Origin of the sequence: Streptomyces europaeiscabiei, from assembly GCF_036346855.1 — a bacterium.
GTDB lineage: Bacteria > Actinomycetota > Actinomycetes > Streptomycetales > Streptomycetaceae > Streptomyces > Streptomyces europaeiscabiei.
Window position 1 is genome coordinate 7,361,046 of the sequence record NZ_CP107841.1, and the last position, 23,124, is coordinate 7,384,169.

At 71.8% G+C, this 23,124-nt stretch carries 18 protein-coding genes; 9 read left to right on the forward strand and 9 right to left on the reverse strand.

All coding sequences use genetic code 11. The annotated features are described in order from the left end of the window. Positions 1 to 82 precede the first annotated feature (82 nt). Positions 83 to 691, forward strand: a complete 609-nt coding sequence (locus tag OG858_RS32300) for a TetR/AcrR family transcriptional regulator (RefSeq protein WP_319066636.1) — start codon at positions 83 to 85, stop codon at positions 689 to 691. 191 nt (positions 692 to 882) lie between these two features. On the opposite strand, the gene OG858_RS32305 is transcribed toward OG858_RS32300, so the two are convergent. The 6 genes from OG858_RS32305 to OG858_RS32330 form a co-directional block, all read right to left on the reverse strand. Continuing rightward, entirely contained in the window at positions 883 to 2,559 is a 1,677-nt protein-coding gene (locus OG858_RS32305; RefSeq protein ID WP_328544197.1) for a serine/threonine-protein kinase, read from the reverse strand. A 162-nt stretch (positions 2,560 to 2,721) separates the two neighbouring features. Continuing rightward, complete coding sequence (locus OG858_RS32310) at positions 2,722 to 3,405, reverse strand: dipeptide/oligopeptide/nickel ABC transporter ATP-binding protein (RefSeq protein WP_319066638.1); 684 nt, start codon at positions 3,403 to 3,405, stop codon at positions 2,722 to 2,724. Next, positions 3,402 to 4,799: an ABC transporter ATP-binding protein gene (locus OG858_RS32315; protein WP_327724949.1), complete on the reverse strand. Its 1,398-nt coding sequence runs from the start codon at positions 4,797 to 4,799 to the stop codon at positions 3,402 to 3,404. Before OG858_RS32315 ends, OG858_RS32310 begins: the two co-directional genes overlap by 4 nt. Next, the gene (locus OG858_RS32320; protein ID WP_328544196.1) at positions 4,759 to 6,636 is read right to left on the reverse strand and encodes an ABC transporter permease subunit; all 1,878 of its coding nucleotides are present in this window, start codon (positions 6,634 to 6,636) and stop codon (positions 4,759 to 4,761) included. The genes OG858_RS32315 and OG858_RS32320 overlap by 41 nt, the downstream gene beginning before the upstream one ends. Before the next feature lie 86 nt (positions 6,637 to 6,722). Beyond that, a complete protein-coding gene (locus OG858_RS32325) occupies positions 6,723 to 8,219 on the reverse strand; it encodes an ABC transporter substrate-binding protein (RefSeq protein ID WP_327724951.1) in 1,497 nt (498 codons plus the stop codon). Positions 8,220 to 8,331: 112 nt separating this feature from the next. Next, entirely contained in the window at positions 8,332 to 9,534 is a 1,203-nt protein-coding gene (locus tag OG858_RS32330) for a PucR family transcriptional regulator (RefSeq protein WP_327724952.1), read from the reverse strand. Between the two features lie 128 nt (positions 9,535 to 9,662). Between OG858_RS32330 and OG858_RS32335 the strand changes: the two genes are divergently transcribed. From OG858_RS32335 to OG858_RS32345, 3 genes are all read left to right on the forward strand, one after another. Next, positions 9,663 to 10,589, forward strand: coding sequence for a proline dehydrogenase family protein (locus OG858_RS32335; RefSeq protein WP_086749802.1), 927 nt, complete (start codon positions 9,663 to 9,665; stop codon positions 10,587 to 10,589). Positions 10,590 to 10,640: 51 nt separating this feature from the next. Further along, the gene (gene pruA, locus OG858_RS32340) at positions 10,641 to 12,272 is read left to right on the forward strand and encodes an L-glutamate gamma-semialdehyde dehydrogenase (RefSeq protein ID WP_086749803.1); all 1,632 of its coding nucleotides are present in this window, start codon (positions 10,641 to 10,643) and stop codon (positions 12,270 to 12,272) included. 333 nt (positions 12,273 to 12,605) lie between these two features. Beyond that, on the forward strand, positions 12,606 to 12,737 hold the full coding sequence (locus OG858_RS32345) for a hypothetical protein (RefSeq protein WP_005479955.1): 132 nt from the start codon (positions 12,606 to 12,608) through the stop codon (positions 12,735 to 12,737). A 147-nt stretch (positions 12,738 to 12,884) separates the two neighbouring features. Here the strand turns inward: OG858_RS32345 and OG858_RS32350 are convergent, their stop codons facing one another. Beyond that, complete coding sequence (locus OG858_RS32350) at positions 12,885 to 14,459, reverse strand: purple acid phosphatase family protein (RefSeq protein WP_319267770.1); 1,575 nt, start codon at positions 14,457 to 14,459, stop codon at positions 12,885 to 12,887. 164 nt (positions 14,460 to 14,623) lie between these two features. On the opposite strand from OG858_RS32350, the gene OG858_RS32355 reads away from it, so the two are divergent. The 3 genes from OG858_RS32355 (at position 14,624) to cimA (ending at position 19,143) form a co-directional block, all read left to right on the forward strand. Beyond that, entirely contained in the window at positions 14,624 to 15,667 is a 1,044-nt protein-coding gene (locus tag OG858_RS32355) for a 3-isopropylmalate dehydrogenase (protein ID WP_046708325.1), read from the forward strand. Positions 15,668 to 15,916: 249 nt separating this feature from the next. Beyond that, a complete protein-coding gene (locus tag OG858_RS32360; protein ID WP_086749805.1) occupies positions 15,917 to 17,002 on the forward strand; it encodes a branched-chain amino acid aminotransferase in 1,086 nt (361 codons plus the stop codon). 536 nt (positions 17,003 to 17,538) lie between these two features. After that, entirely contained in the window at positions 17,539 to 19,143 is a 1,605-nt protein-coding gene (gene cimA, locus OG858_RS32365) for a citramalate synthase (protein ID WP_319066645.1), read from the forward strand. A gap of 131 nt (positions 19,144 to 19,274) precedes the next feature. Here cimA and OG858_RS32370 read toward each other — a convergent pair whose 3' ends face one another. Further along, complete coding sequence (locus OG858_RS32370) at positions 19,275 to 19,772, reverse strand: hypothetical protein (RefSeq protein ID WP_319066646.1); 498 nt, start codon at positions 19,770 to 19,772, stop codon at positions 19,275 to 19,277. 247 nt (positions 19,773 to 20,019) lie between these two features. Between OG858_RS32370 and OG858_RS32375 the strand changes: the two genes are divergently transcribed. After that, positions 20,020 to 20,253 carry a hypothetical protein gene (locus OG858_RS32375; protein ID WP_327744993.1) on the forward strand — a complete coding sequence of 78 codons (234 nt, stop codon included), beginning with the start codon at positions 20,020 to 20,022 and terminating at the stop codon, positions 20,251 to 20,253. Between the two features lie 478 nt (positions 20,254 to 20,731). After that, positions 20,732 to 22,117: a hypothetical protein gene (locus OG858_RS32380; RefSeq protein WP_086751779.1), complete on the forward strand. Its 1,386-nt coding sequence runs from the start codon at positions 20,732 to 20,734 to the stop codon at positions 22,115 to 22,117. Positions 22,118 to 22,197: 80 nt separating this feature from the next. Here OG858_RS32380 and OG858_RS32385 read toward each other — a convergent pair whose 3' ends face one another. Next, entirely contained in the window at positions 22,198 to 22,983 is a 786-nt protein-coding gene (locus OG858_RS32385; RefSeq protein WP_086751781.1) for a S1 family peptidase, read from the reverse strand. Between the last annotated feature and the right edge of the window lie 141 nt (positions 22,984 to 23,124).

Sequence of the window (23,124 nt, forward strand, 5' to 3'; positions counted from 1 at the left end):
GGCACGGGACGTGCAAGTCGACTTGGGCGGCTCATACGCCCGTCTGGGACGCTTGTATGGCTCCAGGGCTACGCTGACCTCCATGGGACACCGTGAGGATCTGCTCGAAGGCGCCAAGCGCTGCCTGCTGGCGAAGGGGTTCGCGCGGACGACGGCGCGCGACATCGTCAAGGAGTCCGGGACGAACCTGGCGTCGATCGGCTACCACTACGGCTCGAAGGACACGTTGCTGGCGCAGGCGTACGTGGCCCTGGTCGGCGACCTGTCCGAGGCCTTCGACGTGGAGGAACCGGTGACGGGCGGTGCCGAGCCCGGGTCGGTCGAACGGTTCCAGGAGGTGTGGGGGAACATCATCGACACCATGCGGGGGCCCGGTTCGATGTGGCGGCTCAGCATGGAGATCATCGTCATGGGCGATCAGATGCCCGAGCTGCGGGACCACTTGGCGCTGGCGCAGCGGGAGGCCGCGCGGGGCCTGATCCCGATGTTCATGGGCGGCCGGGAGGAGGACGCCACGGAACAGGACGTGGACACCCTGGGCGCGTTCTTCGTGACCCTGATGACCGGGCTGATCGCCCAGTGGACCTTCGACCCGCCGAGCGCCCCCGAGGCCGACCGGCTCGCCGAGGGGCTCCGCCGGGTGATGGAGACCGCGGCGAAGCGCGGGGGTGCGGGGGGCGTCCGGGCCTAGGGCAGGCCCAGGGCGCTTCTGATGGCTCCTGGTCGGAGATCATCCGGCCGATCGGCGCCGCGCGAGGTGACTCGTGAGGTGTCGGCTGCCTCACCGGGCTCGTCCACAACCGCTCACGAACGGCTTCAAGAGCCGTCAAGAACGGCCTGGGCCCGGACACCCACCTCAGGCGAGGCCCCCCGGGCAACCTCTTAGGCCGCCCGCCAGAGCGTCATGTCCGCGGTGACGAAGCTTGCCCCGTCGTCCCCGAGCGCGGTCGCCTTCACCTGGATCACCAGCAGGGCGATGTCTCCGGAAGGGTGCTTGACGCAGAACTCGCTGCCGGCCGCCGCCCCGGCGAGGGTGAAGCTGCGGCTCTTGGCACCGGTGAGAGCGATACGGCACGTGTCCAGGGTGGCGCCGGGATCGGCGTACATCATCGTGATCACGCTGGTGTCGCTCTCCAGCGCGCAGCCGATCTCCTCGCAGGTGAAGCGGACGTCCCCCTTGCGGTCCTTGCGCAGGTCCCCCTTCCGGATGTCGAGGGAGTTCTCCCTGGTCAGTAACTGCCCGGGATTGGCGGTGGGTTGAGGTTCCCGGGGCGTGGTCGGGGAGGGGGTCGCGGTCTTCGACGTCCGGTCACCGGTTCCCGAGTCCGCCGCATCCGCCCCTGAGCCCGCACCCGATGGGGCCGACGGGGACGCCGAGGACCGTGTGGACCCGCCCGCACCGGGCGTCGAGGAGGAGGCCGTGCTCCGGTCGCGGTACCGGTCCACCCCTTCCTTGACCGTCCATGCCACGCCTGTCAGCAGCAGCGTGCCCGCGCTCACGGCGACGGCTGTGATCAGCGCGGTCCGTCGGCGGCGTACCCGCCGCTCGGCCGGTCCCATCGGTCCCGTCTGCCTCGTCGGGCCTGTCCACCCCGCCGGCCCCATCGGGTGCGGCGGTGCGAGCAACGGCATCGTGTGCACCGGGGTGGGGACGGGGACCGGCGGCGGAGCCGAGACCTCCGGCCCCGTGACCTCCCGCCAGACGGCCGGGCCGCCGCCCGCGTCGGCATCCCGGCCCAGTCGCTGTCGGCACCACTCGACGACCTCCGCCGGGGTGGGCCGGTCCGCCGGGTCGACGGCGAGACACCGGGCCATCATCGGGCGGAGCTGCTCGGGCAGCACGGACAGGTCGGGCTCCGAGTGCACGATCCGGTACAGCACGCTGACCGAGGGGCCGTCCCCGTAGAGCGGCACGCCCAGTGCCGCGAACGCCGCGGTCTGGCCCAGCGCGAAGACGTCGGTGGCCGTCGTGACGTCACCCCCGGTCGCCTGCTCGGGAGCCATGAACTGGGGCGTGCCGACCGCGGTGCCCGTGGCGGTGTTCGAGGTGAGCCCGGAGGCCAGCGAGATACCGAAGTCGATCACCCGGGGGCCATCGGCGGCCAGCAGCACGTTCGACGGCTTCAGGTCGCGATGCACGATGCCCTCGTCGTGGATGGCCTGCAGCGCCTCGGCCACCCCCGCCATCAGCCACAGCACCGCGGGCACCGGAAGCGGCCCGCGCCGGGCGACGGCCTCCGCCAGGGAGGGGCCGGGCACGTACAGCGTGGCCAGCCAGGGGGGTACGCCGTCCGGGTCGGCGTCGATCAGCTCGGCGGTGTACGCGCCCCGCACCCGCCGGGCCGCCTTGATCTCCCGGCCGAACCGCCGCCGGAAGGCCGGGTCGTCGGCCAGCTCCGGGCGGACCACCTTGATCGCCACCGGCCGGCCGCCCTGTGTGTGCGACAGGTAGACCCGTCCCATGCCACCCGCGCCGAGCCGGGCGGCGAGGCGGTAACCGGCTACCTGCGGAGGGTCGTCCGCCTGGAGCGGCTGGAACACCTCAGTCGCGTTGTTCAACGCCCACGTCCCCCTGATCCCCGATCCCCCCGGCCGGTCGCTCCGATGAGCTGACCGACGGAAGCAGCCTAAAGGTTGCTGTGTGCATGCTGTTCGGAGTTGTGGCACACGTGATCAGTTGGTGATCGTCTGCTGTTCGGCGGGGGATCGGGGCGAATCCGCCTAGGCCGGTACGAGCCTCCCGGCACGCATCTCGATCGAGCGGTCCGCGAAGTGGCGTACGACCGCGCGGTCGTGACAGATGAACAGGTATCCCAGGTTCAGCTCGTCCTGGAGGTCGGCGAGCAGGTTGAGGACCCCGGCCCGCACGGACGGGTCGAGGGCGGACACCGGCTCGTCGAGGACCAGCAGGCGGGGCTCGGAGGCCAACGCTCGTGCGATACCGGCGCGTTGACACTGGCCGCCGGACAGCTCGTGCGGGAAGCGGTCTCCGTAGGCCGGGTCCAGGCCGACCCGGTCGAGGAGTTCGGCCACCCGCGCGGGGCCCGTCGCGTCCCAGCGGCCCTGGACGCGCAGGGGTTCCGCCACCGCGTCCCGGATGCGGTGGCGAGGGCTGAGCGAGCCGTACGGGTCCTGGAAGACCGGCTGCATACGGGGGCGGAGCGGGCGCAGTTCGCGGTCGGTGAGCGTCGTCAACTCGCTTCCCTCGAACCGGACTTCGCCCCCGTCCGGACGGCGCAACTGGAGCACGGCGGCGACCGTGGAGGACTTGCCGCAGCCCGACGGGCCGTTCAGGGCCAGGGTCTCGCCCGCCTCCACCGCGAAGGACACCTGGTCGACGGCGGTGACCGTGCCGTAGCGGACGACCAGGCCGCGCACATCGAGCAGGGGGTCACTCCGGTTCATACGGCCTCGGCCTCCTGGAACAACTCGGTCGGGGGATACGGGACTTCGTCCCAGCGGTGGCAGGAGACCTCATGGCCGTCGGCGACCGCCCACGGTTCCGGTTCCTCCCTACGGCAGCGGTCCGCGACGAGCGGACAGCGTGGCGCGAAGGCGCAGCCCGGTGGGAGGGCGTCGGGGGTGGGCGGGGAACCGGGGATGGAGGGCAGCCGACGGCGAAGACCGGCCGGGGGCCGGGGACCGTCACCGTCATCGCCGCGACCGCCGCCGGCCGAACCGACGGGACTGGCCGGGCCGACGGGACTGACCGAACCGACGGGAGTCACCGAACCGACGGGAGTCACCGGGCGGACGGGACTGGCCGGGCCGACGGGAGTCACCGGGCCGACGGGGCTGGCCGGGCCGACGGGAGTCACCGAACCGACGGGACTGACCGAACCGACGGGAGTCACCGGGCCGGCCGAACTGGCCGGGCCGTCGCCGCCGTCGTCCGGTGGCAGCGATGCCAGCAGGCCCGCCGTGTACGGCGCCCGCGGACGCCCCAGCACCTCCTTCGCCGAACCCTGTTCGACCTGGCGGCCGGCGTACATCACCAGCACCCGGTCGGCGTGCTCCCGGACCACGCCCAGGTCGTGGGTGACCAGCACCAGCGCGGCGCCGACCGCCTCCCGTTGTTCGCCGAGGACCCGGAGCACCTGTTCCTGGAGTTCCGCGTCGAGCGCGGTCGTGGGCTCGTCGGCGACCACGACGTCCGGTTCGTTGATCGTCGCCATCGCGATCACGGCCCGCTGGCGCATACCGCCGGAGTACTCGTGCGGATACGCCCGCGCCCTGCGGACGGCGTCGGGAATCCCCACCCGGTCGAGCGCGGCGACCGCCCGTGCGCGGGCCTCCTTGCGCGAGACACCCGCCACCGACCGTACGGCGGCGGCGAGTTGGTCGCCCACGGGGTGCACGGGGGAGAGGGCGGAGAGGGCGTCCTGCGGGACGAGGGTGATACGGCGGCCGCGCTGGGCGGCTAGATCCGTGTCACCGCGCAGCCGCACGGTACCGCTCGTCGTCGAGCCCCTGGGCAGCAGCCCGAGCAGTGCCCGCGCCGTCAGGGACTTACCTGCGCCCGACTCGCCGACCAGGGCGAGCACTTCGCGTGGCCGCACGTCGAAGGACAGTCCGCGCACGGCTTCCACCCCGTCGAACGCGATCCGCAGCCCGCGCACCGACAGCAGTACTTCGGACTCCGGCGGCACCTCGGACTCCGGCGGCACCTCGGACTCCGGCGGCACGTCGGACCCCGGTAGTACGTCGGACTCCGGTAGTACGTCGGACTCCGGTAGTACGTCGGACTCCGGCGGTGCGTCAGACTCCGGCAGTACGTCGGACTTCGGCTGCGACGTCAACGCTCTCTTCCCCCTTCGCGGTGCGCGCACGGCTGGGTTTCTTCGTACGGCGACCCGTGCGCGTCTCCGCGTACGCCGCCCCCGACACCGCGAGACCGGCCAGCAGGGCCAGGGCGACCGCCGGGGCCAGGGCCGCCCACGGGGCGCGTTCCACGTACGCGCGGGACTCGTCGAGGAGCAACCCCCACTCGGGGGCGGGTGGTTGGGCGCCGAGGCCCAGGAAGCCCAGGGATGCGAGGGCCAGGGCGATGCCCGGGAGACGCAGGACCGCGTGGCGGGCGACGGGGGCGGCGACGGACGGGAGGACGTGCCGCGTGAGAATCCACAACGGCCCGGCACCGATGGCCCGTTGGGCGGTCAGGAAGGTGGAAGCGCGGACCTCCTGGACCAGTGCCGCCGCGTGCGCGGAGAGGGCCGGCCAGGAGATCAGTGCCACGGCGAGAGCCGCGCCGCCCGTGCCCGGGCCGGCCGCCGCGGCGACGAGGATGCCGACGATCACCGGGGGCAGCGCGTTGGCGATGTCGGCCGCGCCCGCGGCCACGCCGGGCAGGAAGCCGAGCGCGAGGGAGACGAGGAGGCTCAGTACGCAGACCGCCGCCGCGGTGCCGACCGTGGAGGCCGCGCCGTGGCCGAGGCGGGCCAGCACGTCACGGCCGAGCCCGTCCGTGCCGAGCGGGTGCGCCCAGGTCGGCGGAAGCAGCCGGGCGGTGGTGTCCACGGCGTACGGGTCGCGCAGCAGGCCCCAGCCGACGGTGACCAGGAGGACGGCTGCCAGGACGAGCGGTATCGCGGGGTGGGCGCGGACCGGGCGGGCCGGCGGGAGGGTGAGGCCCGCGTCGCGCAGGGCTGGGCCGAGGAGGCGGCGCCGGGCCAGGGCGGCCAGGGCGCCGGCGACCAGGCCCAGGGCGAGGAGGGCGAGGACCGAGCCCTGGAGGAGGGGGAGGTCCTGGGACTTGGCCGCGCCCAGGGCCGTACGGCCGATGCCGGGCACCGCGAACACCGTCTCCACGGCGACCGCTCCGCCCGTCAGGCCGACCGCGGCCATGCCGAACTGCGGTACCAGGGGCGGCAGTACGCGGCGCAGCGCGGCCGCCGAGACACGGGCCCGGCTCACGCCCGCGCCGCGCCACAGCTCCACCCAGCGTTCGTCGAGCACGGCGGGCAGCGCGTCCGCGACCAGGCGGCCCAGCAGACCGCCGGCCGGGACACCGAGGGCGATCGCGGGCAGGACCAGGTACTCGGGGCCCGCCCAGCCCGCCGTCGGCAGCAGGCCCAGCCACACCCCGCACACCAGCAATGCCACCGTGGCCAGCAGGAACTCGGGCACGGCGGCGAGCATCGCGGCGAACGCGCCGGCCGACCCCCGGCCCCGCACGAGCACCGGGGCGACCAGCGCGCAGGCCAGCAGCACCGCGACGGCGAAGGCGGCGCCCATCAGACCCAGGGAGACCTGGAGGCCGGAGACCACCGAGGGGAGCACGTCCGTGCCCGACACCCACGAGGTGCCGAGGTCGCCGCGCACCAGCCCGGCGGCCCAGTTCCCCAGCAGGGAGAGGGGGCCCGCGCCCAGGCCGAGATCCTCACGGATCGCGGCCAGCGCCTCGGGCGTCGCCTCCTGCTCGGCCGACCGGGCGCGCAGCACGGTCAGCGCGGGGTCACGGCCGGACAGCCACGGCAGCAGCCCGACGACGGTCAGGACGGCGAGGAGACAGACGAGGCGGGTCGGCCCGGCGGGACCGACCCACTTCCGGGCGTGCCTCGCGGCACGTCCCACGGGTGACGGGGCGGACGTACTCCCCAGGGCACGTCCGACGGAGGGGTCGGTCGGCTTCCCCATGGCGCGTCCGACGGGTGAGGGGTCGGTCGGCTTCCCGTCGGCCCGGCCGGCCCGCGCCGGGCCATCCGGTCTCCCTGCGGATCGCTTCACCTGACGTAGGTGTCCGCGGTGACCAGCTCCCGCTCGCGCGGGTCGTGCGCGGCGTCCACGACTCCGGCCGCGTCGCCCTGGATGACCCGCTCGTGCAGCAGCGGCACGGCCGCGTCGGTGGTGAGGACGGCGGCCTCGGCGTCGATGACGGCCTGGCGGCGGGCGTCACCGGCGGTGGTGTCGGAGGCCTTGCCGAGGGCCGCGTCGACGGTCTTGTCGGCGAGCTGGGAGATGTTGAAGGAGCCTTCGGAGGCGAAGTCGCTGTAGAGGTACGCGGCCGGGTCGCCGGAGTCGAGGACCGTCGCCCGGGAGAGGATGAACGCGTCGAACTCGCCCGCCAGCGCGTCGGACTCGATGTTCGCGTACTCGCGCACGTCGAGCTTCACCTTGAACCCGGCCTTCTGCAGCTGCTGCTGCAGCGTGGCCGCGACCTCGGGCAGCTCCGCACGGTCGGTGAAGGTGCCGATGGTGATCGACCTGCCGGAGGGGTCACCCGCCTTCGCGCGCTTCACGGCCGACCGCAGCTCGGCGGCCCAGGGGAGCGCGGGCCCGAGCAGCCCCTCGGCGACATCCGCCCGTCCCTCGTACACCCCCTCGACGATCGACTTCGCGTCGACGGCCTCGCGGGCGGCGGCGCGCAGCGAGGCGTCCTTGAAGACGCCCTTGCGGGTGTTCAGGTAGAGGGTGTTGGTGCGGGGCATCGGGACCTCGGTGATCAGGTCCTGGTCGAGCACGGCTGCCTGCGACACCGGAACCGCCTCGACGATGTCGGCCTCGCCGCTGCGCAGGGAGGCCGCGCGGGCGGTGCCGTCCGGCACGAACGTCACATCGATGCCGGGCGCCTTGGCCCTGCCGTCCCAGTAGCCGTCGTAGCGGTCGAGGGCGGCGGAGGCCGTGCCGTTCACCTTGGTCAGCTCGAAGGGGCCGGTGCCGGCGCCGACCGGGTTCACCGTCTTCCCCTCGTACGCCTTCGCCGCGAGGATCGAGAGCTGCGGCGAACTGAGGCGCTGCGGGACCAGAGGGTCCTCGGCGGCCGTGGTGACGGTGACGGTGTTGCCGTCGGCCTTCGCGGTCAGCTCCACGCCGTCGAGAATGCGGGGCTTGGGAGCGGCGGTCGCCGCCTCGGTGAGGGAGTTGACGACGGCCTTGCCCGTCAGCTTCGTCCCGTCGTGGAACGTCACGCCGTCCCGGATCGTGAACGTCCACTTCTTGCCGGACCGCTTCCACCCGGTGGCCAGCGCGGGCAGCGCGTCGCCCTCCGCGTCCAGCTTCACCAGGGTCTCGGCGGTCGACCAGCGCGACAGCTTGAACGCGTCGTCGGACAGCGGCGACAGGCCCGAGCGGGGCGGCAGCATCATCGCCACCCGTATCCGCCCGCCTTCGCCCGAGGCGCCGCCCTCGTCGGCGCCCGTCGACGAGAAACAGCCCGTGAGCAGGGCGGAGGCCGCGGTGGTGACCGCGGTGAGAGGGACGAAACGGGCCGGGAGGCGCACGGGACACTCCGAGTAAAGGCGTGGTCAAAGATTCAACGTGCCCGACCGTAGCACGATGACAATCATTTTCAGAAGTGCGTTTTTGCGCCACCGGGACGGGTGGGGGAACGCGTCAGAGCCGCGCCCCCTTGAGCGCCATGTGGAGCAGCAGCCGGTCCTCGCCGTCGGACAGGTGGAGGCCCGTGAGCTGTTCGACGCGGGAGAGTCGGTAGTAGAGCGTCTGGCGGTGGATGCCCAGCTCGGCGGCGGCGCGGCCCGCCTGGCCCGCGTGGTCGAGGAACACCTCGGCGGTGTGGGCGAGGTCGCGGTGCGCGGGGGTGAGGAGGAGGCGGACGCAGGGGTCCCGGGGTGTGTCGGGAGGCAGTGCGGTCAGCAGACGGTACGGGCCGATGGAGCGCCACTCGGCGACCGGGCCCAGACGCGGATCCGCCAGCGCCGCGCGGGCCGCCGCCGAGGCCTCCCGCCAGTCGGTGCCCAGTTCGGCGAGGCCCGAGCGGGCACCCGAGACACCCGCCGCCGCGTGCGCGCCCGCGCGCTCCAGGAGCCGGGCGGCGGCCGTGAGCGCCGGGGTCGCCACGTCCGCCGAGCGGAGCCGCACCAGCAGGGCCAGGCCCTGGCCCGCGGCACCCCACGGCACCGTGCACAGCGCGGTCGCGCCCGGCACCGTACGGAAGGACGGGGCGTCGTCCGGGTCCGCGGACGGCCAGGGGGCCACACACACCAGGGTGTGGACGCCGTCGCCGCGCGGGCCGAGGGCCGCGCGCAGCTCCGCCACCGCCATGTCGCGCTCCCAGTCGCGCTCGGCGGTCAGGACCGCGCGCAGCTCCCGGGTGAGGTCGGCGCCGGCCTGGGCCTCGTCCGCGAGGAGGGCGCCGATGCGCGCGGCCACCGCCATGGCCGCGGACAGCTGGGCGTCGGTCGGGCCCGGTTCGCCGTCCAGGAGCCAGACGTACCCGAGGGCGACACCCCGATGGCGTACGGGGAGACAGATGCGGCCCCGGAGCACTCCGGCCGCCGGAGTCGGGGGGATGCGGACCGGGGCCGTGGCCCGGGTGATGCCGAAGCCCTCGAACCACTCCCGTACCACCGCCGTCGAGCGGCGGGTCAGGATCGAGCGGGTGCGGACCGGGTCCAGGTCCGACGGATCGAGGTCGCCCTCGCTGTCGTACGCGCCGAAGGCGATCAGCTCGAAGTCGCGGTTCTCCAGCGTCGCCGGGGCGCCGAGCAGCTCGGAGATCTCGTCGACGAGCTCCTGGTAGTCACCCACGTGGTGGAACGATGTGGTTTCCGGTGTCACCCGGGCATTCTCCCGCATTTCCCGAAGGCCTTCATACATTTGTCTGAGATCTGCGGCACGGATGCGTGACAGCTGTCGATGGTCGGCGATCGGGCGGATCCTTAGGTTTCACGGTGGTTCTGTCTGCTGGTCTGTGGAGGTGCCCCGTGTTGGGTCCCGTGATTCTCGCCGCGTCGCGCAGCGACCGGATACGACGCCTGATCTCGGCGGCGCCCGTGACCAAGCAGGTCGTCGACCGCTTCATCCCCGGTGAACGGGTCGACGACATCGTCCCGGTCGTCCGGGACCTCACCGGCAAGGGCCTCGAAGTGACGATGGACGTCGTCGGCGAGGACATCACCCGCCCCGAGCAGGCCGCCGCCGCCCGCGACGCCTACCTGGAGCTGATCGACCGACTGAGGGAACTGGACCTCGGTGAACGCGTCGAGATGTCGGTCAAGCTCTCCCTCTTCGGCCAGGCCCTCCCCGGCGGCCACGAGCTGGCCCTCGCGGGCGTCCGCCCGGTCGTCGAGGCCGCCGCCGCGATCGGGACGACGGTCACGCTCGACGCGGAGGACCACACCACCCTCGACTCGATGTTCGCCATCCACGACGAGCTGCGGCGGGACTTCCCGCGGACCGGCTGCGTCATCCAGGCCTATCTCTTCCGCACCGAGACCGACGCCCGCCGCCTCGCCGCGAACGGCAGCCGGGTGCGGCTGGTGAAGGGCGCGTACAAGGAGCCCGCCGAGGTCGCCTTCCAGCACAAGGCCGAGATCGACAGGGCGTACGTACGGATCCTGAAGATCCTCATGGAGGGGACGGGGTACCCGATGATCGGGTCCCACGACCCGCGCCTGATCTCCATCACCCAGGAACTCGCCCACCGGGCCGGGCGCAAGCTCGACGAGTACGAGTTCCAGATGCTGTACGGCATCCGCGGCGACGAGCACCTGCGGCTCGCCGCCGAGGGACACCGCATGCGCGTCTACACCGCGTACGGCACCGACTGGTACGGCTACTTCATGCGCCGCCTCGCGGAGAAGCCGGCGAACCTGCGCTTCTTCGTCCGCTCGATGGTCAGCAAGGGCTGAGCCCGGAACCACCGCTCGCGACACCGCTCACGTCAAGGAGACACGGAACCCATGGACGCTGTGACCCAGGTCCCCACCCCCGTCAACGAGCCGGTGCACGGCTACGCCCCCGGCTCGCCCGAGCGCGCCCGGCTGGAGGTCAAGCTGAAGGAGCTGGCCGAGAACCCGGTCGACCTGCCGATGACCATCGGCGGCGAGAGGCGGATGGGCGGCGGCGACCGCTTCGACGTCGTGCAGCCGCACCACCACAAGGCCCGCCTCGGCACCTACGGCAACGCCACCGGGCAGGACGCCCAGGACGCCATCGACGCGGCCCTCGCCGCCGCGCCCGCCTGGCGTGCGATGTCCTTCGACGACCGCGCCGCGATCATCCTGCGCGCCGCCGAGCTGCTCGCCGGTCCCTGGCGCGAGACGCTGGCCGCCTCCACGATGCTCGGCCAGTCGAAGACCGCTCAGCAGGCCGAGATCGACTGTCCCTGCGAGCTGGTCGACTTCTGGCGCTTCAACGTCAAGTACGCCCGTGACCTGCTCGCCGAGCAGCCCCCGGCCAACTCCCCGGGCGTCTGGAACCGCCTCGATCACCGGCCCCTCGAAGGCTTCGTCTACGCGATCACGCCCTTCAACTTCACCGCGATCGCGGGCAACCTGCCGACCGCCCCGGCCCTCATGGGCAATGTGGTCGTCTGGAAGCCGTCGCCGACCCAGACCCATGCCGCCGTCCTGCTGATGCAGCTGCTGGAGGAGGCGGGGCTCCCCAAGGGCGTCATCAACCTCGTCACCGGCGACGGCATCGAGGTGTCGAAGGTCGCGCTGGTCCACCGCGACCTCGCCGGCATCCACTTCACCGGCTCGACCAGGACCTTCCAGTACCTGTGGAAGACGGTCGGCGCGAACATCGAGAAGTACCGCTCGTACCCGCGGCTGGTCGGCGAGACCGGCGGCAAGGACTTCGTGGTCGCCCACCCGACCGCCGACCGCGCGATCCTCAAGACCGCCCTCACCCGGGGTGCCTTCGAGTACCAGGGCCAGAAGTGCAGCGCGACCTCCCGGGCCTACATCCCGGCGTCCATCTGGAACTCCGGCTTCAAGGAGGAGTTCGCCGCCGAGGTCGAGTACCTGACCATGGGCGACGTCACCGATCTGTCCAACTTCGTCGGCGCCGTCATCGACGAACGCTCCTTCGCCAAGAACAAGGCCGCCATCGACCGCGCCAAGTCCGACCCGACCTGCACGATCGTCGCGGGCGGCTCCTACGACGACTCGGTGGGCTGGTTCGTCCGCCCGACCGTCGTCGAGTGCACCGACCCGGCGAACGAGGTCTTCACCACCGAGTACTTCGGCCCGTTCCTCGCCGTGCACGTCTACGAGGACGACCGGTACGAGGAGATGCTGACCCAGATGGAGTCGGTGTCCGCCTACGCCCTGACGGGCTCCGTCATCTCGGGCGACCGCGCGGCGGCGGCGTACACGATGGACAAGCTCCGCTACGCGGCCGGCAACTTCTACATCAACGACAAGTCCACCGGCGCCGTCGTCGGCCAGCAGCCCTTCGGCGGCGGCCGCGCGTCGGGTACGAACGACAAGGCCGGGGCCCCGCAGAACCTGATGCGCTGGACCCTGACCCGCGCCATCAAGGAGACCCTGGTCCCGCCGACCGACTACACGTACCCGCACATGGGCTGACCTCCGACGCCCGGCGCGGCCCTCGTCCTCGCCCCCGCTCCCGCGACCCGGGAGTGGGGGCGTCGTCGTGTGACAGAAGTGAAAAGGCCAGGTCAACGGCGTGTGACTCAAGCCACCGTCTCAGATAGTAGGAAGTCCGATTAATTGTAGAGACAGATGCGCCGGCCTCACTTAGCTTTGTAGGAGCCGAACGTCTCGCTCGATCCAGCGAATGGCGGTCGTGAGCCGGAGCCCGAGGCAGGCAACCCCTGCGGCCCCGCTCCCCGCCCCTTCCGGCGTCTCGTACACCGCCCGTTTCCGTACTCCGGATTGCCTCGAAGGAGTCGATTCCCCATGGCCGAGACGACCGTCCGCCGCCGAGTCCGTCACGTTTCCCGGACCACCGAGTCCGACCGCAAGAACGCCGCAGCCGCCCTCCAGCGTGCCCTCGACCGCAGGGACAACGGCGGTTCGACCGGGCACTGAGCAACTCGCACGATCAGGTGCCGAACCGCCCGCGCTCGCGGGCGCTCGGTGCCTCCCGTCAGCCGGGAGCCGCACCCTCCCCCACTCTCTCGGCTTCGCTCGAGCGGGGGACCCCCATGGGGTGCGGCGTGGTCGTGGGTGGACGTCCTACGCGCCGCGCCGCACCTCGAAGTGGTCGATGCGCTCGCCGTCCTGCGCCAGCGCGGACACCTTCAGGGCCGGTCGCGCGCCGCTCTGCGCCTCCACCGAGAGCAGGGAGAAGCCGCGGTAGCGCACCCGTGACCACTCCACCGTCTCCGCCCTGGACCTCCGCGACCTGGTCCACTCGAAGGTCTCGACGGCGTCGTGCCGGGTGACGTGCCCCTCGTAGCTCTCCTTCACACCGGACGGGAAGCCGTACAGGTCCCGTCCGCCGCCGCCCGCCGTGACGTACACGATCCCGTCCCTCGTCGGGTCGGTCGACGCGCCGATGGGCACCGCCCTGCCGACCTTGCCGTCCTTGACGGCGTCGGTCCGCTCGTAGACGTGGTTGTGGCCGTTGATCACCAGGTCCACTTCGTGCTTCGCGAACAGCGGCAGCCACATGTCGCGGATGCCGCCGTCGGAGGCGTGCGAGGACGTCGAGTAGGCGCAGTGGTGGAAGAAGACGACGACGAAGTCGATGTCCTTGGCCGCCCGCAGCTCACCCAGCTGCTCGTCCAGCCACTTGGTCTGCCGGCCGCCGGAGTAGCCGAAGTTGGCGGGGATCTCGTAGGACACGTCGTTCGCGTCCAGCGCCACGAAGCCGACGTTGCCGTAGGCGAACGCGTACACCCCCGGTGCCGAACGCGGGTCGAAGCCGCTGTCCGGGAGGGACCAGCGGGCGAGCTGGCCGCCGTAGCCGTCCGGCGAGTACCAGGCCTCCATGTCGTGGTTGCCGGTCGTCACCATCCACGGCACGGACCTGGCCACCGACTCGTTCTGCTTGAGGAACAGGTCCCAGAACGCGGGGTCGTAGCCGTCCGACTCCACCCCCTTGCCGTTCCCGTTCGCGTAGCAGATGTCGCCGGCGTGGAGGTGGAAGGCGGGCTTCCGGCGCACGATCAGGTTGTCGTTGGCGGCAGCCGCCTTGCCGACGCCCTGGTCGCCGAACGCGGTGAACACGAACTTCTCGGGGGCGGCGGGCGCCGTACGGAAGGTGCCGATCGTCGAGCGGTGGGCCGGGGAGGCCGGGTCGAAGCCTTCGTGGCCGACGCCGTAGTAGTACGTCGTGCCGGGGCGCAGGCCGTCCAGGGCCGCGTGCAGGTAGTACTGCTCCAGCTCCAGGCGCACACCCTCGACCCCCGGCGTGTGCAGGTCACGGACCTCCGCCTCGATCTTCCGGCTCAGCTCTTCGGGCTTCGGGCCCACCCGCACGTACGGCTTCCTCACCGCGACCGGCACCTGCCAGGAGATCCGCATCTCCGTCTTCGGGTCGCCGCCGAAGGCCAGATGGCGGCCGAAGGGGGTGACGGCGGAGCCGGGCAGCTTCGAGGTGGCGGGCGCCGGGGCCGAGGCGGTCGAGCGCGGCGAGGCCGGCGATCCGGAGCCGCCGCAGCCGGTCAGCAGCCCGCCCGCCGCCAGCGAGCCCGCCGTCACCAGGGTGCGGCGCCGCGTCAGCTTCGTACGCAGGTACTCGTGCTGCTCGGCCATGCTCATCCGGCGCGCGAGCTGCGGCGGGATGCCGAAGTCGGGTATATCCATGGTGTCGAAGTTCCCAGCGAATCCCAACACCCGCCACACATACGGGTGAACGCACGGCGACGTGTGGGTGCCGTCACCCGCGTGTCCCCTGCCGGACCACCGCTTGCGCGTCCGTATCGCGGACACCTCATGTCATCCCGTGGGACAAGGAGTACGGTGCCGTCATGTCTCGCAGCCTCAATCTCGCAGTGATCCCCGGTGACGGCATCGGTCAGGAAGTCGTGGCCCAGGGGCTCAAGGTCCTCTCCGCCGTCCTTCCGCAGGATGTGAAGCTGGAGACCAAGGAGTACGACTTCGGCGCCCAGCGTTACCACGCCACCGGTGAGACCCTCACCGACGCCGACCTCGACGCGCTGAAGCAGCACGACGCGATCCTGCTGGGCGCGATCGGCGACCCGAGCGTCCCCTCCGGGGTCCTGGAGCGCGGCTTCCTGCTGAAGCTCCGCTTCGCCTTCGACCACCACGTGAACCTGCGTCCGTCGAAGCTGCTCCCGGGTGTCGCCACCCCGCTCGCCGGCCAGCCCGAGATCGACTTCGTCGTGGTCCGCGAGGGCACCGAGGGCCCGTACACCGGCAACGGCGGCACGATCCGCAAGGGCACCGAGCACGAGGTCGCCACCGAGGTCTCCGTGAACACGGCCTTCGGCGTCGAGCGTGTGGTCCGCGACGCGTTCGCCCGCGCCCAGGCCCGCCCGCGCAAGAAGCTCACCCTCGTCCACAAGAACAACGTGCTGACCTTCGCCGGTCACCTGTGGACGAACATCTTCAACAAGGTGGCCGAGGAGTTCCCGGAGGTCACCACCGACTACATCCATGTCGACGCGGCCACCATCTACCTGGTCACCGACCCGGCCCGGTTCGACGTGATCGTCACCGACAACCTCTTCGGCGACATCATCACCGACCTCGCCGCGGCCGTCTCCGGCGGCATCGGTGTCGCGGCCTCCGGCAACATCAACCCGTCCGGAGAGTTCCCGTCCATGTTCGAGCCCGTGCACGGCTCGGCCCCGGACATCGCCGGCCAGGCCAAGGCCGACCCCTCCGCCACGGTCCTGTCCGTCGCCCTGCTCCTGCGCCACCTCGGCTACGAGGCCGAGGCCGCAGCGATCGAGGAGGCCGTCTCCGCCGACCTCGCGGAGCGCGTCGGCAAGCCCGCCCGTTCGACGGACGAGATCGGCGACGCCCTCGCCGTACGAGTAGCCGGCTGACCCGCCGCGTCACTCGAAAACTTCGAAGCCGCCGGGTCGCACCAGCACCCGGCGGCTTCCGCATGTTCCCGCCGGGTGTCACCATCATCCCTGGGTCGCATTCACGCCGTTTTCTTCCGCCGGCTCCGCTTGCGATAATCGAACGCGGAGCCGCCGAATGAGGCAATGCTCGGACGTCCTAGCACTCGCCGTCGGCAGTGCGGATGTGAGCGCGGCCCGTCACACACAACCGGTGAAGGACAACCACTCATGACGCCCACGATCGAGCTCAAGCCCTCCGCCAGTCCGCTCTCCGATGCCGAGCGCGACGCGGTCCTGGCCAACCCCGGCTTCGGCCGCCACTTCACCGACCACATGGTCGTCATCAAGTGGACCGAGGGCCGGGGCTGGCACGACGGCCAGCTCGTTCCCTACGCGCCGCTCTCCCTCGACCCGGCCACCATGGTCCTGCACTACGCGCAGGAGATCTTCGAGGGTCTGAAGGCCTACCGGCAGCCGGACGGATCCGTCGCCACCTTCCGGCCGGAGAAGAACGCCCAGCGCTTCCAGTCCTCCGCCCGCCGGCTCGGCATGCCGGAACTGCCGGTCGAGACGTTCATCGAGGCCTGTGACGTGCTGACGCGGCAGGACCAGGCCTGGGTCCCGGCCCACGGCGGCGAGGAGTCCCTCTACCTGCGCCCCTTCATGATCGCCACCGAGGTCGGCCTGGGCGTCAAGCCGGCCAACGAGTACCTCTTCCTGGTCATCGCCTCCCCGGCCGGCGCCTACTTCCCCGGCGGCGTGAAGCCCGTCTCCATCTGGGTCTCCGAGGACCACGTCCGTGCCGTCCCCGGTGGCATGGGCGACGCGAAGACCGGCGGCAACTACGCGGCCTCCCTGCTGGCCCAGGCCGAGGCGGCGGCCGAGGGCTGCGCCCAGGTCTGCTACCTCGACGCGGTCGAGCGCAAGTGGGTCGAGGAACTGGGCGGCATGAACCTGTACTTCGTGTACGGCGACCGCATCGTCACCCCCTCCCTCACCGGCTCGATCCTGGAGGGCGTCACCCGCGACTCCCTGCTGACGGTCGCCGCCGACCTCGGCTACGCCGCGGAGGAGGGCCGTATCTCCATCGACCAGTGGCAGGCCGACTCCGAGAGCGGCGCCCTCACCGAGGTCTTCGCCTGCGGTACGGCCGCCGTCATCACCCCCGTCGGCACGGTCAAGCGCACCGGCGCATCCTGGCAGCAGGCCGCCGGTGAGCCCGGCCCCGTCACGCTCAAGCTCCGCGAGGCCCTGCTGAACATCCAGCGCGGCACGGTGGCGGACAAGCACGGGTGGATGCACGAGCTGGGCTGACACCGGCCGTAGATCTCCTCAGGGGCCGCCGCGGACGAAGCGTTCACGGCGGCCCCGGCGCGTTCACGGCGGCCCCCGCGCGTTCGGAGCGGAGCGTGTGCGTTCGGGGCGGAGCGTGTGCGGCCAGGGGGCACCACCGTCCCGGTCTCCCCGGACACCACCGGCGGCACCCGCGATGCCCGGGGCGCCCGGGACGTCCTCGTGCGCCACACGCGACGACCGTGAGGTGATCAGCACGCTGTTCGCATCCTGAGACGGACGGTGAGCACGGGGGCGGTCTGTGCCAGACTGCCCCCGTGCTCTCGTTCGCCACGATTATTGGCAGCAGGCGCGCCGGTCCGCAGTGACCGCCACGTACGACCAGGTACGGGCGGCCACCGTTGTTCTCGACCCGCGCGCAGACCTCTCGCACCCGCGAGGGGTTTTTCGCTTTTCTGGCCCACCTTCAGCCGGGAGCGCAGCGCGAGGGATCATTGGAGGACGGTGGAGCCGGTCATTCCGGTACGACCGAGATCCAACACAGGAGCCTTGAGACCATGACGGAAACCAGCGAGCTCGACGACTCGTTCCACGTCTTCGACACCACCCTGCGCGACGGTGCCCAGCGCGAGGGCATCAACCTCACGGTCGCGGACAAGCTGGCCATCGCACGGCACCTGGACGACTTCGGCGTCGGCTTCATCGAGGGCGGCTGGCCGGGCGCGAACCCACGCGACACCGAGTTCTTCGCCCGCGCGCAGAAGGAGATCGACTTCAGGCACGCCCAACTGGTCGCCTTCGGTGCCACCCGCCGCGCCGGCGGCAAGGCGAGCGAGGACCCGCAGGTCAAGGCACTCCTCGACTCCGGAGCCTCGGTCATCACCCTCGTCGCCAAGTCCCACGACCGGCATGTGGAACTGGCGCTGCGGACGACCCTCGACGAGAACCTGGAGATGGTCCGCGACACGGTCTCCTTCCTCCGGTCGCAGGGCCGCCGGGTCTTCGTCGACTGCGAGCACTTCTTCGACGGCTACCGCGCCAACCCCGAGTACGCCAAGGCCGTCGTCCGGGCCGCCTCCGAGGCCGGCGCCGACGTCGTGATCCTCTGCGACACCAACGGCGGCATGCTCCCCGCCCAGGTCCAGGCCGTCGTCACCACCGTCCTCGCCGACACCGGCGCCCGGCTCGGCATGCACGCCCAGGACGACACCGGCTGCGCGGTCGCCAACACCCTGGCCGCCGTCGACGCCGGCGCGACCCATGTCCAGTGCACCGCCAACGGCTACGGCGAACGCGTCGGCAACTCCAACCTCTTCCCGGTCGTCGCCGCCCTGGAGCTGAAGTACGGCAAGAAGGTCCTCCCCGACGGCGCCCTGCGCGAGATGACCCGTATCTCCCACGCCATCGCCGAGGTCGTCAACCTCACGCCGTCCACGCACCAGCCGTACGTCGGTGTCTCCGCCTTCGCGCACAAGGCCGGCCTCCACGCCTCCGCGATCAAGGTCGACCCGGACCTGTACCAGCACATCGATCCCGAGCAGGTCGGCAACACCATGCGGATGCTGGTCTCCGACATGGCGGGCCGCGCCTCCATCGAGCTCAAGGGCAAGGAGCTGGGCGTCGACCTCGGCGGCGACCGCGAGCTGGTCGGCCGGGTCGTCGCGCGGGTCAAGGAACGCGAGCTGCGCGGCTACACGTACGAGGCGGCCGACGCGAGCTTCGAGATCCTGCTGCGCGACGAGGTCGCGGGCAAGCCGCAACGGTACTTCCGCACCGAGTCCTGGCGGGTCATCGTCGAGGACCGCCCCGACGGCAGCCACGCCAACGAGGCCACCGTCAAGCTGTGGTCCAAGAGCGAGCGCATCGTCGCCACGGCCGAGGGCAACGGCCCCGTCAACGCCCTCGACCGCGCGCTCCGTGTGGCCCTGGAGAAGATCTACCCCCAGCTCGCCAAGCTGGAACTGGTCGACTACAAGGTCCGCATCCTGGAGGGCAAGCACGGCACCAACTCCACGACCCGTGTCCTGATCTCCACGACGGACGGCACGGGCGAGTGGTCCACGGTGGGCGTCGCCGACAACGTGATCGCCGCGTCGTGGCAGGCGCTGGAGGACGCGTACACGTACGGGCTGCTGCGGGCGGGTGTGGAGCCGGCGGAGTAGCCTGCCGGGAGCTCGGCGGGAGCTCGGCGGGAGCTCGGCGGGCAGGGGTGCGCGGTCGGGTGCGGGTGGGTGCGGGTGGGGCTGGTCGCGCGCTTCCCCGGACCCGACCACGCACCCCTTCGGCGAAGCCGTCAACACGACTTCTCGGCGAGTTCCTCGAACTCCTCAAGGCTCATCGCCCGGTCGTCGGCCCACACCTGCCCCGGCTTCAGCCGTCCGAGATCGGCCGTGGTGAACATGACCGCGCCGTTGGCGTCGTCATCGGTCTGGCCGTAGAAGACGAACCTGTAGGTGTGGCCCGACAGGGGCCGCTGCTCGTCCCCGGCCTCGGCCCCCCACGAGGCCGGCGGCGAGAAGAGCGGGAACTCCTCGGCTCCCGACCACTCGCCCGCCGTCTCCCAGACGGTGGTGTCAGCGTCGTCCTCGCTCGGCTCGTCCTCGTAGGCACCGGCCCAGCCCGAGAGCGTCGGGTCCTCGTAGGGGTCGTCGGCACAGGGCCGGATCAGCACGCGTGGCACCCCGTCCGTGTCGGCCGTCACGGCTGCGAGCGGTAGTTCGAGCGCCACACAGCCGCTCAACAGCACCGCCCCGGCCGCCGCGCCCACCACCGCGAGAACTCTCTTCGGCATTGCGCCCCCATCTCCCTGTCGCCCCACGTGACCAGCACCCCTTTCGAACGGTTGTACAGGCGTCCTGGCATCCACCCAAGTCGACGGTCGGCTCCCATCAAGTCACAAAAGGAAAAAGAGAGTTGAGTACGGCGACCGGACCTGGACGTGTGGGGAGGGAACCCCGACGCGGAACCGGGGAACGTCGTCGCTCGTCTCGGCCGCCCCGCTGTCCGCCCCGCTCCCGCCGCCGTTCGCTCCCACGGCCATGCCGGCCGCACCGGCGAGGGTGACCACCGGCGCCACCACCTGGGCCCACCACCTGGGCCCACCACCTGGGCCCCCTCCGGGTCACGCCACCGGTTCGGCCGGCGAACCCGTCACCACGGCGTACCGGAGGAGCACCGACGCCGACCTGCTGCTCACGGGGCGCTGCGCGGAGGCGCAGAAGAAGCCGGGGAGGCGTACGGCCGGAGCGACGCCTACCGTCTCGCGCCGCTGACCGCTGACCGCTGACCGCTGACCGCTGACCGCTGGCCGCTGACCGCTGGCCGCTGGCCGCTGGCCGCTGGCCGCTGACCGCTGACCGCTGACCGTCGACCGCTGGCCGCAGGGCGCCGACCGCTGGCCGCCGACCGCAGGCGCTGGCCGTCGACCGCCGACCGCTGGCCGCTGGCCGCCGACTGCTGACCGCGGACCGCAGGGCGCCGACCGCCGACCACAGGGCGCTGACCGCCGACCGCTGACCGCCGACCGCAGGGCGCTGACCGCCGACCGTCGGGCGCTGGCCGTCGACCGCCGACCGCCGACCGCAGGCGCTGGCCGTCGACCGTCGACCGCCGACCGCCGACCGATGGTCGGCGGCGAGCCGGGAGTCCGCCTGCTTCCGGTTCCGGTGGTGGAGCCGGAAGCCCGCCGGACCGGGGTTCCACCAACGCCCCGATGTCCGTTTTCACGCCGGTCGAGGTAGCTTCGAAGGTATGAAAGGCGCACCGGTCCGACGTCTGTTCCGCCTCCTCATGATGCCGTTCGCGGCGATGGCTCTCGCGGCCCTGGCGGTGCTGTCCGTCGGCGCGCCGGGCGCGTACGCGGCCACCGACCTCACGACGGTGGCCGAGGCCTTGCGCGAGGGCCCCGTCTACGTCGACCCGGCCGCCTCCGACCTGCTCTCCTCGGCGGACGCCGAGGCGCTCGCCGACAAGATCGAGGACGCCGACGAGCCCGTCTTCGTTGCGGTCCTCCCGGCCGGTTACCCGACCCAGGACCTTTTCCGGAACCTCCGCACCGAGACCGGCGTGAGCGGCCTGTACGCCGTCCGTCTCGGCGACCGCTTCGACGCTCGCGCCGACAGCGATGTGCTGAGCCGGCAGGCCGTGGCGAACCTGGTCTCGGCGGTCCAGGGCACCAGTGACCCGAAGGCCCAGCTCAACGACTTCGTGGACGACGCCCTGCGCAGCAACCCCGGCGGCACGGCCCCGTCGAGCTGGAGCGACGGCGGAGGCGACGCGGGCGTGGACGCGGGTGCTCTGGTGGCGACGGGCGCGGTGGTGGCGGCGGGCGGTGTGGGCGCGTACGCGCTGGTTCGCCGCAACCGTCGCAAGAAGGAGGAGGAACGACAGGAGGCGCTGGCCAGGCTCGCCGTGGTGGTGGACGAGGACATCACGGCCTTCGGCGAGGAACTGGACCGCCTGGACTTCCACCCGGCCGAGTCGGGCGCGGACGACGCGATGCGCGCCGACTACGAACGGGCCCTGGACGCGTACGAGAAGGCCAAGTCCCTCATGGCGGCGGCCACCCGCCCCGAGGAGGTCCGCGCGGTCACCCAGACCCTGGAGGACGGCCGTTTCTCCCTCACCCAGCTCGCCGCCCGCAGAGAAGGCGTGCCCCTCCCCGAACGCCGCGCGCCCTGCTTCTTCGACCCCCGCCACGGCCCCTCGGTCGCGGACGTCCTGTGGACCCCGGGCGTCGGCACCGAACGCGAGGTCCCGGTCTGCGCGGCGGACCAGGCCCGTCTCGCGGACGGCCGGGACCCCATGATCCGCGAGGTGGACACGGTGTCCGGCGGGCGTCGCCCCTACTGGGACGCGGGCCCGGCCTACGGCCCCTGGGCGGGTGGCTACTACGGCGGCGGCCTCCTCCCGGGCCTCCTCGTCGGCACGATGCTCGGCAGCATGATGGCCACCCCGTCCTACGCGGCCATGTACGGCTCCGGTTACGGCGACTTCGGCGCGGCCTCCGGCTACGGGGGCGGCGACGTCTCGGGCGCCGACTTCGACACGGACGACTTCTCCGGCGGCTTCGGCGGCGGTGACTTCGGCGGTGGCGGTGACTTCGGGGGCGGCGGGGACTTCAGCGGAGGCTTCTGAGCACGTGGCCCGCCGCGGGCACGGGCCCGGCGCGAGAGAACGCCGGGCCCGTGCCGTCGTACGACGTGGTGCCGGTTCGGTCAGAGAGTGGCCGCGGCCGAGGCGATCTGGGACGCGAAGGTGGAGACCTCGGTGTAGACGCCGGGGGCGTCGGGGCGGGCGCAGCCGTCGCCCCAGCTGACTATGCCGACCTGGATCCAGGCATTGGCGTTGTCCCGGCGGAACATCGGGCCGCCGGAGTCGCCCTGGCAGGTGTCGACGCCGCCCGCGTCGTAACCGGCGCAGATCTCCTCGCCGGCGACCAGGCCGCTGTAGAGGCCGCCGTAGGCACGGCAGGTCGAGTCATTGATGAACGGCACGGTGGCCTTGAGGAGGTAGCGGGACCCGGCGCTGCCCTCCCGGGTGGCGCCCCAGCCGGCGACGGTGAAGTTGCCGGTGTTGTACTGCGTGGTGGTGGCGATCTTCAGGGTCGGAAGGTTGATCGGCTGGGCGAGCTTGATGAGCGCCCAGTCCTTGCCGGTGCCGTTGTAGCCGGGGGCCCGGTACACCTTGGTCGAGCGGACCTGGACCCTGCCGCTGGTGTTCTGGAGGTCCACGACGCCGGCCGTGGCCGTGTAGCTGGTGTTGTTGCCGGTCGAGCCGACACAGTGCGCGGCCGTGAGCACGATCTGCTGCGTGTACAGCGCGCCGCCGCAGCCCATCGACAACCGGACCATGAACGGGAACTCGCCCTGCGCGGCGCGCGTTCCGCCGACCACCGGCGCCGGGGCGGCCTCGGCCGCCGACACGGGCTGCAGACTGGCGATCGCGAGCGCGGCGGCACCGACAGCCGCACATCTCTTCAGAGCGGTGATGAGTCGCTTCAACGTGATGCCTTCCGTGGGGGGTTGACATGCGATGACTCGTACAACCGAACCGCAGGCATGACATAGGCATGCCAGCAAGACAGCAAGAAATCAGCCTTGATGGCATGACCAGGTCAATTTCTGTTGCAGGATTATGAGAAC